A 13,185-nucleotide genomic window follows, 5' to 3' on the forward strand; every position below is an offset into this window, starting at 1 on the left:
ATGTATAATGACCAAGAAGTCGATTAGCTATGTTGTGATGGCATTTGCCTTAGTAGTTCAAATTGCTGTCATGCCGTTACAAGCGTCTGCTGCAGATCCTGAAAAAGCACCTACGTGGATATCTCCTATTAATTATTTAGCGCTAGGGGATTCATTAGCAGCTGGTGTTACACCAAATAACGAACTGGGTAAAGGCTATACAGACTTTTTAGCGGAGGAACTGGCTAAAAGTGAAGCATTGCAGGCCAGCAATAAAGGATTTTCATACCCAGGCTATAAAACGGATGATGTCTTGAGGGATTTTGAGATGGACGTCACGAAGCCGATCGTAGGGATCGGACATTCCGACAAAACAGCTACTCTTCATCAATCTGTGAAAGAAGCACATCTCATTACGTTAACAATTGGTGCAAATGACGTGTTGCCAAAGTTTACGTTTGATGACAAAGGTACACCGCAATTCAACTCGGAAGAATTACAGGCGGCTATTATGAAAGTCGGGATGAATACGCAAAAAATATTGGCCAAAATATATCAACTGAATCCGAATGCACAAGTATATATAATGGGCTATTACAATCCATTCCCTTACTTGAGTCCACAGAATCAACCATTAGTAAATCAGCTTGTCGTAACGTTAAATGATGCGATTAAACAAGGCATGACAGGCACTACGGCACAGTTTGTAGACACATCAAAGCAAATCGCAGAAGATCCTTATACGTACTTGCCTAATCCTGAAAATATTCATTTAAGTCAAGCAGGCTACAAAGTAGTCATGGAGGCTTTCCGCAAATCATTGATGGAGAACTATTCATGGTTTGCAAAAGATGTGCTTACTGTCACAGCCAAAGATTCGACTACAGTAGAACTCAACTGGAAACCGGTCATTGATACGGGAATGGTCTCCATGTATCAAGTCTATACTGGTGATAAAATGGTAGGCGAAGTGATGTCACCTATCTTATCATATGAAATTACAGATCTCGAGCCGAATAAAGAGTATCATTTCTCTGTTCACGCCGTTAATCAGAATGGCAAAAAGAGCATGCAACACTTGAATACTAAATACACAATAGATAAAGAGCCGGTTGAACCAGCAGTGATGTTTACAGATATCACAAATCATTGGGCTAAAGATGTAATTGAAGTGGCAGCAATGAGAGGAATTGTTAGTGGCTATGCAGATCACACTTTCCGACCGGACACATCACTCACACGTGCACAAGCTATGTCAATCATCGTTCGCGCGCTGGATTTAAAATCTAAAAGCACGAAATCGGCATTTACTGATTTAGCAGACTACGCGGACAGCACGAAGAGGGATATTCAAGCTGCTTATGACCATGGTTTAGTAAGTGGAGTAAATGGTCACTTCATGCCAAACAAGCCTATCACTCGTGCGCAGTTAGCATTAGTATTGAGTCGAACGTATGAAATAGCAACTGGAAAGCCATTCACGCCAACAGTAGCAGCACCGTTTACAGATATTAAGAAGTTCTCAAAAGACACGCAGTGGGCAATAGCAGGTCTTTACCAAATGAATATTGCAACAGGGGACAATGGCAAGTTCATGCCAAACGATTCCACAACGCGAGCACATGCTGCAAAGATGATCGTGCATTCAATGGAAGCCATTGCACAATAATAAAGTAAACATCAAAAGGCAAGCCTCACATTGAGGTTTGCCTTTTGATGTTGTTCGATTGTAGATTACGATACTAGTTAAACGTTGACCAACGGTGTGGTTTATGCAAATTTCTTACGTGGCGTTTTCTTATCCACCACAGCAGCACCCACAATATCCCCCATGACATTGGAAGCGGTACCCGCCATACCAATTAATGCATCAACTCCGGCGATCAGAGCGACAATCTCCAGCGGTAATCCGAACATAGTAAGTACTGCAGATAGCGTAACCAATCCGGCAGCAGGAACACCAGCTGTTCCAATAGAAAGTAAGGTTCCAATTGCGATGATGACGATAAAATCTACAGCGGATAAGTTCAAGTTCGTGATATTCGCTGCGAAGACAAGGGAAATACCCATGCGCAATGCGCCGCCGTCGGAATTGAAGACTGCGCCGAGTGGTAAAGCGAAGTTCGCTGTATTCTCGGAGACACCCGCTTTTTTAGCAGATTCAATTGCAATGGGCAACGTAGCAATACTACTAGAAGTGAAGAATGCAGTTGTATAGGCATCTTTTGTATTACGATAAAAAGGCAATACTGGATTACCAAAAAACTTCAAGAATCCGCTATAGACAAATAACCAGAGAATTAAAACGCCAAGATAGAATACACCGACGAATGATAGTAATCCAAGTAATGTTTCCCATCCTTGCTCACCAAAAGCAGTGGCACTGATTGCGAAAACACCAATGGGTGCATATAATAACACGCCTTCAAGAATTTTATAGAACATCGTATTTAATGCGTTAAAGAAACGATCAAGAAAATCGCCCATTTCAACGAGTTTCGTATCTTTGGAAAATTTCATGGAAGACATGGCCATGCCGATGATGATTGCGACGAATAGAATGGCCATTAGATCACCAGATGTGAAAGCTTCGAAGATATTCTTTGGTACAATTTGTAATAAAATTTCTGAAAATCCAGGTGCATGTGGAGGTTCCACTACTGCGTCAGTAGGTAAAGTTAAATGTCTACCTGGCTTAAGCCACATGGCCAATGAGAGTCCGATTAAAACGGCGGCCGCTGTAGTTGCCGTGTAATAGAGAATTAACTTACCACCCATTTTCCCAAGTTGGGCTAAGTTCATTTGATTAACAGCTAATACAACTGTCAGGAAGATGACAGGAATGGCGATCAGGCTGAGCAAATTTAATAATAATGTTCCAAATGGTTTCAGGAAAGTAGTGTATTCGTTAAAAAAGATTCCAAGTAAGGTGCCCGCAATAAATCCAATCGTAATTCTAGCGACAAAAGGTGTGTTCTTATACTTATTCCAAATGGGTATCACTCTCCTGTTCGTTCCTTATTCCCGCAGCTAGTGAATTACGGTGTGAGAATATTATTTCATCATATCATATCTGTACAAATAGATTGCGTTAAGTACCTTGCTATTGCTTTACTTTCCATAAAAAAAGATTTAAAATAAAATAAATGGTTAGCCAGACTAACTAAACAAATAAGGGGTGTAAATTTTATGGAGCAAACACAACAGTTTTTTCCGGAATATGTTCAACTCTACCGTCCATTGCTAAATCGATTAAATAATTTGCTGGCACCGTATCAATTATTTCACTCACAATGGGGAATACTAAAGTTGTTATGGTTAGATGGTGAAATGACATCAGCAGAAATTGCTATACGTAGACAAGTGGAAAAGCCGAGTGTCACTAAAATTGTCCAGCGTCTATTGGAAATGGGTTTAGTCAGCATTCGACCAGGAACAGATCGCAGGGAGAAATGGATAGGATTGACCGAACAAGGACAAGCTACAGTAATAAATGTTATGGCTGACTTGGAAGTATTTTATGACAATTTACTTGAAGGTGCTACAGTGGAAGATCTAGAAGCAGGAATTCGTGTGTTAAAACTAGCAAATAAAAATCTTCATAAATGAGAGAGTGGTTGAATGAATAAAAGTAAAATTTGGACAAAGGACTTTATTGTTACATCAGTCATTAACTTCTTTTTAATGTTAGTCATGTATTTACTTATAGTTACGATTGCGCCTTACGCAGTGAAGGAGTATGGCGTATCAACAAGTGTTGCAGGTCTTGTGTCAGGTATTTTCATCATTGGAACATTAATTGCACGCCTTGCTGTAGGTGGGTTAATAGAAAAAGTCGGCAGCCGAAATATCTTATTGATTGGATTATTGGTCACTGTATTGGCATCCGTCTTTTATTTTGGCGCAGTGAACTTACCGTTATTAATGGCGAACCGATTCTTCCATGGTGTTGGACTTGGCATTTCTTCTACCGCGACAGGTACAATGGTAGCTCAAATGCTTCCACCTTCACGTAGAGGTGAAGGTATTGGGTATTTCAGTTTAAGTACAGTTCTCGCTACAGCGATTGGACCATTTTTCGGTATTTTCTTAAGTCAGCACTATCATTTCAATATACTCTTTATGTTTTGTCTGGTACTCAGTATTAGTTGTGCGGCCATGTTCTTTTTCGTTGAGAGAAAGCCAACAGTCCTGCCTAAAAAGAATGTACAGACGACAACAAAGAAATTCGGAGTTCACGGATTATTAGAAGTGCGGGCATTACCGATTGCGTTTGTGACGTTGTTAGCAGCTATCGCTTATTCTGGTGTGCTATCATTCATTTCGTTCTATGCTGAGGAAATCAACTTGGTAAGTGCAGCCAGCTTCTTCTTTTTAGTATACGCCATTGCTGTACTGCTCTCGAGACCATATACCGGTAAATTATTGGATGTAAAGGGTAATAAGTTTGTTGTTTATCCTTCGTTGTTATTATTTGCAGGTGGATTATTGTTGTTAAGTGGGGCAAATGCAGGTTGGATGCTACTTCTTGCGGGTGGTGTTCTTGGGCTCGGGTTTGGTAACTTCCAATCATCTGCACAAGCGATTGCGTTGCAAGGTGTGAAACCTGAGCGTTTAGGTGTTGCTACGTCAACGTTCTTTATTTTCTTAGACTTTGGTTTTGGCTTTGGCCCGTATGTACTCGGGTTACTTGTTCCGATCATCGGCTATCAGCATCTGTATTTGGTTCTTATGGTTATAGTACTGATCGCGCTCGGCTTTTTCATGTTATTCAGTCGGACGCGCCAACGTCTTATTGTAGAACCAGATTGATAAACTATGCAAAAAGACACTACCGTTCTGTATGTAGTGTCTTGTCATATGCGTGTTAAACAATTTCGACCATTACGTTTGGAAGCATACTGGGCATCATCAGCTCTGCCATAAATATGGCTCGATTGATCGCCTTTGCGGAAATTCGTGATGCCCATACTGACGGTTATCCCGATGCTATTCCATTCAGACTTTTCTATATAGCATCGAAGTTCTTCTGCTCTTTCACAGTTCTTTTGATGATTGGGATCATCAAATAGTACCGCAAATTCTTCTCCGCCAATCCGTGCTACTAAGTGTGGAGAATAAATTTTGTACTCCAACTTGCGAGCTACTTCTCTCAACACATCATCACCTACTAAATGGCCATGTGTATCATTCACAGTTTTGAAATGGTCGATATCAAACATTAATAAAGAGAATGAACGCGTCATAAAGAGTTCTGCACGATTGATCGCAGCATCTAAATTTCTCCGGAATACACGGCGATTATAGAGTCCTGTCAATTCATCCCGTGTAGCTAACTCTTGAAGTTCTCCATTCAAATCCTGAAGTTGCTGTTGCTTGTATTCGACTTCTTCAAGCAATCCGAGTAATTTATTGTACGCTTCATCCGTCTGTTGTTGAATTTTCTCTGCTTCTTTTTTTGATTTTAGTAACTGGTTCTCATATTCATCACGTACTGTAATCGGAACTACAATACCTTCATATAATCCATTGCGTTTACTGACATTCATCAATACAGGGAGGGTACGATTAACTACTTTAAAGTTTAAATACATTTCCCGTATTTCTTGGTGCATAGAAATAGACGGCACGAAGTAGGTTTGGAAATAAACTTTAGATGGGACTGTTAGTACGTCATGCATATGTCGCGGCATTTTGTCTAGACGTAATATCTCTCGCATCGTCTTATTCATTTCAACAAACTCCCATTCACTTGTTAAGACGAAATATCCGCAAGGCAATAAGTCCATCTGCTCATCCATGATTTATACGCTCCTGTCCTCTTCGATAAAACGTGTAATCTCATCAATTGTTTCTGTAGGATGACTGATATGTGGATTATGTCCTTTTGCTTTCATGATGACCAGTTCACTGTCCGAAATGTGCTCCTTTATATAGTGTCCTACTTCCATAGGTACGATAGAGTCTTCGGTTGGTTGTAAAATAAGTGTTCTCGTGGGAACCTTAGGTAATTCCTCACGAACATCTGACATAAATGTTGCTTCTGCAAAGCGGCGTGCAATGCCAGGATCATTCGTACACAACATAGACTCGAACTCTTCAGATAGATGTGGTCGATCTTCATTTTTCATCGCTATGGGTGCTAAGTATTTCGTGAACTCTTTATAGTTCATCTCCATCATATCGAGTAATTCATCAATATCTTCACGTTCAAATCCACCATGGTAATCGGTTTCATTTAAGTAATGGGGGGAAGGGCCGATCATGATTAGCTTTTCCATTAAGTCAGGTCTTTGGATAGAAGCGAGCACACCAATCATTCCACTTACTGAGTGACCAACATAGATAATATCTTTTAGTTCTAGCGCTTCACATACCTCGATTACGTCTTGTGCATAGCCAGGCAATGATGCATAGCGCTCTGCTGAGTAGGCTGTCTTATCACTTTGACCAGAGCCTACGTAATCAAATGTCACAATCCGATACTGCTTTTCGAATGCGGGAACGACATGATTCCATACCGTTTGATCACAGCCAAAACCGTGTGCAAAAACTATGGTTTGTTCACCAGAACCTGTTATATGTACGGCGTTTCTTCTTTTAATATCTATTGTCATAAACTCAATTCCCTTCTTCTGAACACCACGTAAATTATTACCATTGTAGCATAGAAAAAAGATCCGTTTATAATACTTGGGCGATAAAATAAAAAACACCTGTGAGTATTCTCACAGGTGTAACATCTTAGTTTGTGAAGTTATCGAAGTATCCTTGAATAAAGACAATAGGTGTACCTTTGTCACCACTACCTGAAGTCAGGTCAGATAATGAACCGATTAAATCCGTTAGCTTACGAGGAGTTGTTCCTTGTGAAGCCATGGATCCCATTAAATTAGTATCTTTATTCTCAATAAAATTAGAAACAGCATTCTTTAATTCCTCTCCGCGCAATTCAGAGAAATCATTATCAGCTAAGTATTTTAGCTTTACTTCATTTGGGATGCCATCAAGTCCATCTGTATAAGCGGGGGATACGACTGGATCGGCCAGTTCCCAAATCTTACCTACAGGGTCTTTGAACGCGCCATCTCCGTAGATCATCACTTCTATATGTTTGCCCGTTTCTTTTTTCAACATGGCCTGAATGTTATCTACTATAGGCTGACAGCTATGAGGAAACAGTTTGATGCTGTCTTCTTGGGCTTTGTTCGCGCCAAGTAAGCCGAACTGTTCGTTGTAGCCACTGCCATCGATAGAAGTTGCCAAAATGTCATCCAAACCATAAATTTTTTCGGCACCGTTTGCTTCCAAAATACGCTTTGTTCTGAAACGTGTATGGATATCGCAAGTCAGTACAGTTTTCGTATAATCTAAAATCGTTCTCGCATTATTGGAGAAAATGACCTCATGCTCTACACCGAACTCGTCCATCAATGATTTATAATATTCAATATAGTCAACGCCTGTGAATGGGTGTTTGTTCTCGCCGAAGTGTTCGCGGAACTCAACTTCAGTCAATACATCAGTCCAAGGGTTAACTCCCTTTTCATCTAGACGATCCAGTTCAACTAAGTGGTTACCGACTTCATCGGAAGGATAGCTAAGCATTAAAACGATTTTCTTCGCGCCTTTTGCGACACCGCGTAAGCAGTTTCCAAAACGGTTACGACTAAGAATAGGGAAAATGACACCGATTGTATCATCACCGAATTTCGCTTCGATATCTTTTGCGATATCATCGATTGTTGCATAATTTCCTTGTGCACGCGCTACAATTGATTCCGTAATGGATACGATATCTTTATCTTGAAACGTAATATTCTCTTTTTCTGAAGCTTCTAATACACTATCCACTACGATTTGATCAATATTGTCACCTTCATTTATAATCGGGCAACGTAATCCCCTAACAACCGTTCCTACAACTCTTCCCAAAACAATCGCTCCTTAGTGAAACTCAATTTGATCACTCTTCTTTGTATTATAACGTTCATTTATGGTATAAGTAAAATTAATATACTTAATAGGGGATATAAGGAGTGGTTATATGTCAATCAACTTAGAGTGGTATAAAGTCTTCCAAACTGTTGTTCATAATGAAAGTTTCTCAAAAGCCGCTCGAAGTTTATTTATGACACAGCCTGCCGTTAGTCAAATAATATCGCAGTTGGAAGGAGCTTTGGACACACGTCTGTTTAATCGTACATCCAAAGGGGTGACATTGACCGATGAAGGCTCCTTGCTATACGAGTATGCCAATTCGGCACTGAATTTAATCGAGGCAGGCAATGAAAAGTTACAGGAGTTGAAGAATCTATCATCAGGTGAATTGAAAATAGGTGTAGGGGATACGATTTCCCGTTATTATCTGCTACCTTACCTGGAAGCTTTCCATACAAGTTTTCCGGGCATCCGATTCAAAATTACAAATGGCACAACTTTAGAGCTAATCGCTGCGCTGAAATCAGGCGAAGTGGATATTGCCATTTGTAATTTTCCAATTGAAGATGATTCGTTGGAGAAGCATGCGTGTTTCGACGTACAAGACACGTTCGTATACGGAGAACGATTTCGAAAACTTTTCTTGAAACCCGTGCCTCTGCAGGAGCTTGCAAGATTACCGTTAATTTTATTGGAGTCGAAATCCAATTCACGTCAGTATGTAGAAGACTTTCTATTGAAGGAAGGTGTAAAGATTTACCCTGAATTTGAACTAGGTTCTCATGAGTTGTTGTTGGAATTTGCCCAAATCAATTTGGGCATTGCATGTGTGGTCAAGGAGTTTTCGGAAGAGTACTTGGAACGTGGCATGCTGCAGGAAGTAGAGTTTTTAAAACCCATACCTAAGCGCAGCATCGGTGTGTGCTATTTAAAAGGAGTGTCGCTATCACCAGCGGCTTCGAAGTTTATAGGGATATTGGAGAAGAATTAGATAGGCCGACAGCGATGTTGGGGTGCATATACCCATTGGGAAAATGTGCTCCAAACGCTTTGCTTATGCTCAAATCCCAACAGATCAACTGGGGGATAAGTAGTGTTGCACATTAAAGTCAGAGTATTAGTCAATTTTGACTTAAATCTACAGTTGCACCTAAATAGGTTTAAAAGCAACAATACTTCATACATTATCGTCAGTAAGTGATTCGGGTTCTACCACTATAAAGGCAGGGATTGAAGCGGAAGCTGGAGCTTCAATTCGCTTGTACTCATTAATTCACTCTCCATTCTTTCAAGTTTATGAACCTTAAACTTAAAACTACCCATAAAAAAGGCTGACACAAGAAATGGATCTTCTTGCGTCAGCCTTTGTTTGATTATGCGTAAATATTACGATCCCAGAAGCGGTGGTGTGCAACAGCCTCTACCCATTGCTCGCCTTCACCTGAAACCGTCAAGTCCGTCAAAATGCCAGGACCTGGTTTTACTTTGGTCTTCTCCATCAACCCTTCAGCTGCTGGAGCAGAGCCGATCGGTTTGAAATGCATATACGCTTCATTGACGAAATCAGCAACATCCGCATCAAACTTCTGTTGTTGCTTCGCTTGTCCACCTACAACATACAACGCATCGTATAGGACGGAGTGAACTGTCAACAATGTTTCGTCTACATCAACTGTAGCCCCATTCTTACCCGTCAGCTTGCCGAACTTCTCGCTCACAATATTAACCGTCATACCTGCATCCAATGAAGCCTTCAAGAATGGCTCAAGCGCTTCATCGTCAAACTGGTCCGCGATCAACACGGCTACTGTACGCGTATCGGGCACTTTTGCCGTGTTCTCCTGACTGAGGGCAGGGGAAGACTTAGATTCGCTAGACTGTGTGACATCTGTTGGTGCCTCGACACCGACTGCGTCAGCAACTTGAGTCGCCATATTCATATCGACATTAGCAAACATATCCACTGCTTGTTTTCTCACATTCATATCATTCACTTTTCCAATTTCAAAGCTAAACGCTGCAATAATATGCTCTTTCTCTGCGTCAGACATACTGTTCCAGAATAGACGGGCCTGTGAGAAGTGGTCTTTGAACGAATCACTCCGGGCTTGTACTTTGCGGCCTTCTACCTTCTCTTGATAATGTACGTAGCCGCCATCTTCCTCGGAAGCCGTGTCCGGTTTATTGTTGGATAATGAATTGTTATGATAATGAGTTTGTCCGACGTTGATGGTCTGTCTGCCGTATCCGTCACGCTGGTTATTGTGGAACGGACAGACCGGTCGGTTAATAGGCAACTCATGGAAGTTGGGTCCGCCTAGACGGATTAACTGTGTATCTGTATAGGAGAACAATCTACCTTGCAATAGTGGATCATTCGAGAAATCAATTCCGGGTACCACGCTGCCTGGGTGGAATGCAACTTGCTCCATTTCAGCGAATACATTGTCTACGTTGCGATTTAAAGTCATTTTTCCAATGATTTTTACCGGAATATCTTCTTCAGGCCATAGCTTAGTAGGATCTAGAATATCAAAATCAAATTTAAATTCATCTTTTTCCTCTAATAATTGTACGCCAAGTTCAAATTCTACGAAGTTTCCGTGTTCAATCGACTCCCATAAATCACGACGGTGGAAATCAGGATCTTTTCCGTTAATTTTCTGCGCTTCATCCCAAACTAAGGAGTGGGCACCGAGCTTTGGTTTCCAATGGAATTTCACAAAGTGCGCTTCACCTTGGTCGTTTACAAAGCGATACGTGTGTACACCGAACCCTTCCATCATACGGAAGCTCCTTGGAATAGCACGGTCGGACATTTGCCACATGACCATATGTGCAGATTCTTGATTGTTCGCAACAAAGTCCCAGAATGTATCATGTGCAGATGCGGCCTGCGGCATTTCGTTATGTGGCTCAGGCTTCACAGCATGTATTAAGTCAGGAAATTTAATAGCATCTTGAATAAAGAATACCGGTATATTATTTCCTACTAGATCATAGTTACCTTCTTGTGTATAAAACTTCACGGCAAAACCTCGTGCATCACGTACGGTTTCAGCAGAACCTTTACTACCTGCTACACTAGAGAATCTGGTGAATACAGGAGTTTTGGTGCCTGGCTCCTGTAAAAATCCTGCTTTTGTATATTTCTTCATGGACTCATACACTTCGAATTCGCCATGCGCTGCAAAGCCCCGTGCGTGAACTACCCGCTCTGGAATTCGTTCATGGTCAAAGTGCGTCATTTTCTCTCGGAAATGGAAATCCTCCATTAGCGTTGGACCGCGTGTTCCTGCTTTTAGTGAATGTTCATCTTCTGAAATCTTCAATCCTTGATTTGTTGTCATAGAATGTTCGTAGTCACGCGCGCGGAATGTCTCCAATTGTTTATTTTTACTCTCTTCGTTTACTTGATGATCTTTCTTCACATAAAATCCTCCCATCGAAAATAGTAGTCTGCTTTTCTTATTCCCCAATTGTGTAGGGATAAACAGAACATTATATTCGTCCGGAACGTAAGATGGAAAATAGCAGGTAAATAAACATTAGAGTTGCGATGACCGCACCGACTTCAATGAGCGGCAACTTTAAGAAGAGCGCGGTTTGTCCGGAAATGGCAGAACCGATAATTAGGCCGACCATTAGAATACTGAATGCCAACAACACGATACTTAAAGAAAGGCGGTTAGCGATTTTATCAAGTCGGCGGAAAATAATGTTTGTTTGCTTCAAGCCGACGTCTAATTCCACTTTCCCTTTTTGTATGGTTTTGATGGCTTTTTTCATATCGTTAGGTAATTCGGACAGAATTTCGGCATTCTTAACAAAAGTATGCCAGCCATTCTCCAGTAAGTAGCGTGGATCGAATTGTTTGAACACCATCTTTTTACCATACGGTTCGATGGCTTTCATAATACTGAATGAAGGATCCAATTTTCCGAGTACACCTTCAAGTGTCAGAATCACCTTTACAAGTATTGCAATTTCATTCGGCAAACGTATGCGGTGTCGATAAGCGATTGAGAAAATTTCCATAAATACATCGCCTAACCTTAAATCTGTGAGAGGTGTCTCATAATATTTCCGTTGAATAATCTGTAAATCACGATAAAGGGCATCTGTTTTAGTCTGTTCATGTAAAATATTCATAGCTTCGAAGACATCGATTAATCGAGCAATATTTCCTTTTTGCAAGGCAACGAGCAATGATATGAAATGATACGTCATTTCCTTACTTAGTTGACCGACCATACCGAAATCTAAATAATGAATAACGTTTCCAGGTGCAATGAAGATGTTACCAGGATGAGGATCACCGTGGAAAAAACCGTTTTCTATTACTTGAGACAGCATGGAATCTGCAATTCTTTCTGCAATCAACTTGCGGTCATATCCTTCGCGGTCCAGTTGTCCGATATTGCTCACTTTAATGCCGGTGACCAGTCCTGCCGTTAGCACAACACGCGTAGTGTATTCATCGTAAACAACTGGAACTTGGATGGTAGGGTTTTTCGCAAATTGGTGCGAGATTCGTTCTGCGTTACGGCCTTCTAGTTGATAGTCCAATTCTTCACGTAGAGAATGAGAGAACTCATAGATTAAATCTTTTATATGATACGCTTTCGCCCAGTCCATATTCTTCTCGAGAAATCCGGCCAAGTCGTGCAAGATAGCGAGGTCAGTATTCACTTGTTGTTGGATATTGGGGCGCTGGATTTTCACCGCTACGTGTTCACCGTTAGGCAACCGAGCGGTATGCACTTGACCTATAGAAGCTGATGCGAGTGGCTTTTCATTGAATTCTAAAAAGAGTTCTTCAATCGTTCCCCCTAATTGATGCTCGATTATTTCCCTGACTACTTCAAATGGGAAAGACTCCACATGGTCTTGTAGTTTTTCAAGCTCTGAAGCAATTTCCTCTGGGACTAAATCGCGCCGGCCACTGGCAATTTGTCCAAGCTTAACGAAAGTTGGCCCGAGTTGCTCTAATGCAGTTCGTAATTTTTTACCGACATGATATAAATTCAGATCGATTTGTTCATCCGCAGAAGTAAACTTTCGATCTGTCAGTCCAAGACGAAATAAAACATGACTGAATCCATTTCTTAAAAAGACATTTATAATTTCTTGTGAACGCTGTGCATTTTTCATTCTTCGTTTTAACAAAAAGAACACCTCCGAATCTACCTTCTCTACAAAAGATACCATTGTATTCCTGTAATTAAACACTAAAAAGGTCTCCTTCTCTTTGTTGAAAAGAGA

Annotated in this window: 10 protein-coding genes; 4 read left to right on the forward strand and 6 right to left on the reverse strand. The window is 40.9% G+C overall.

The window, feature by feature from the left end; genetic code table 11:
* Nucleotides 1–7: 7 nt before the first annotated feature.
* Nucleotides 8–1,648: an S-layer homology domain-containing protein gene (locus CSV74_RS06975; protein ID WP_099691109.1), complete on the forward strand. Its 1,641-nt coding sequence runs from the start codon at nucleotides 8–10 to the stop codon at nucleotides 1,646–1,648.
* A 101-nt stretch (nucleotides 1,649–1,749) separates the two neighbouring features.
* Here the strand turns inward: CSV74_RS06975 and CSV74_RS06980 are convergent, their stop codons facing one another.
* Nucleotides 1,750–2,982, reverse strand: coding sequence for a dicarboxylate/amino acid:cation symporter (locus tag CSV74_RS06980; RefSeq protein ID WP_233190820.1), 1,233 nt, complete (start codon nucleotides 2,980–2,982; stop codon nucleotides 1,750–1,752).
* A 186-nt stretch (nucleotides 2,983–3,168) separates the two neighbouring features.
* Between CSV74_RS06980 and CSV74_RS06985 the strand changes: the two genes are divergently transcribed.
* Both CSV74_RS06985 and CSV74_RS06990 read left to right on the forward strand, forming a co-directional pair.
* Entirely contained in the window at nucleotides 3,169–3,588 is a 420-nt protein-coding gene (locus tag CSV74_RS06985) for a MarR family winged helix-turn-helix transcriptional regulator (protein WP_099691110.1), read from the forward strand.
* Nucleotides 3,589–3,600: 12 nt separating this feature from the next.
* The gene (locus tag CSV74_RS06990) at nucleotides 3,601–4,791 is read left to right on the forward strand and encodes an MFS transporter (RefSeq protein WP_099691111.1); all 1,191 of its coding nucleotides are present in this window, start codon (nucleotides 3,601–3,603) and stop codon (nucleotides 4,789–4,791) included.
* A 44-nt stretch (nucleotides 4,792–4,835) separates the two neighbouring features.
* On the opposite strand, the gene CSV74_RS06995 is transcribed toward CSV74_RS06990, so the two are convergent.
* The 3 genes from CSV74_RS06995 to CSV74_RS07005 form a co-directional block, all read right to left on the reverse strand.
* Nucleotides 4,836–5,780 carry a GGDEF domain-containing protein gene (locus CSV74_RS06995; protein ID WP_099691112.1) on the reverse strand — a complete coding sequence of 315 codons (945 nt, stop codon included), beginning with the start codon at nucleotides 5,778–5,780 and terminating at the stop codon, nucleotides 4,836–4,838.
* Nucleotides 5,781–5,783: 3 nt separating this feature from the next.
* Entirely contained in the window at nucleotides 5,784–6,596 is an 813-nt protein-coding gene (locus CSV74_RS07000) for an alpha/beta fold hydrolase (RefSeq protein WP_099691113.1), read from the reverse strand.
* A 127-nt stretch (nucleotides 6,597–6,723) separates the two neighbouring features.
* Nucleotides 6,724–7,914, reverse strand: a complete 1,191-nt coding sequence (locus CSV74_RS07005; RefSeq protein ID WP_029053358.1) for a coenzyme F420-0:L-glutamate ligase — start codon at nucleotides 7,912–7,914, stop codon at nucleotides 6,724–6,726.
* Between the two features lie 112 nt (nucleotides 7,915–8,026).
* Here CSV74_RS07005 and CSV74_RS07010 point away from each other — a divergent pair, with 112 nt between their 5' ends.
* The gene (locus CSV74_RS07010; protein ID WP_099691114.1) at nucleotides 8,027–8,911 is read left to right on the forward strand and encodes a LysR family transcriptional regulator; all 885 of its coding nucleotides are present in this window, start codon (nucleotides 8,027–8,029) and stop codon (nucleotides 8,909–8,911) included.
* 382 nt (nucleotides 8,912–9,293) lie between these two features.
* Here the strand turns inward: CSV74_RS07010 and CSV74_RS07015 are convergent, their stop codons facing one another.
* Nucleotides 9,294–11,351: a catalase gene (locus CSV74_RS07015; RefSeq protein WP_099691115.1), complete on the reverse strand. Its 2,058-nt coding sequence runs from the start codon at nucleotides 11,349–11,351 to the stop codon at nucleotides 9,294–9,296.
* 70 nt (nucleotides 11,352–11,421) lie between these two features.
* Nucleotides 11,422–13,089, reverse strand: coding sequence for an ABC1 kinase family protein (locus CSV74_RS07020; RefSeq protein WP_099691143.1), 1,668 nt, complete (start codon nucleotides 13,087–13,089; stop codon nucleotides 11,422–11,424).
* Nucleotides 13,090–13,185 lie beyond the last annotated feature (96 nt).

The organism is Sporosarcina sp. P19 (assembly GCF_002743165.1).
In the GTDB taxonomy this organism is placed as follows: Bacteria; Bacillota; Bacilli; order Bacillales_A; family Planococcaceae; genus Sporosarcina; species Sporosarcina ureae.

Excerpts from the sequence above, each read along its gene's own strand:
- CSV74_RS06975 (WP_099691109.1), top strand. The coding sequence starts at position 8 with ATGACCAAGAAGTCGATTAGCTATGTTGTGATGGCATTTGCCTTAGTA.
- CSV74_RS06985 (WP_099691110.1), top strand. The coding sequence starts at position 3,169 with ATGGAGCAAACACAACAGTTTTTTCCGGAATATGTTCAACTCTACCGT.
- CSV74_RS06990 (WP_099691111.1), top strand. The coding sequence starts at position 3,601 with ATGAATAAAAGTAAAATTTGGACAAAGGACTTTATTGTTACATCAGTC.
- CSV74_RS06995 (WP_099691112.1), bottom strand. The coding sequence starts at position 5,780 with ATGGATGAGCAGATGGACTTATTGCCTTGCGGATATTTCGTCTTAACA.
- CSV74_RS07000 (WP_099691113.1), bottom strand. The coding sequence starts at position 6,596 with ATGACAATAGATATTAAAAGAAGAAACGCCGTACATATAACAGGTTCT.
- CSV74_RS07010 (WP_099691114.1), top strand. The coding sequence starts at position 8,027 with ATGTCAATCAACTTAGAGTGGTATAAAGTCTTCCAAACTGTTGTTCAT.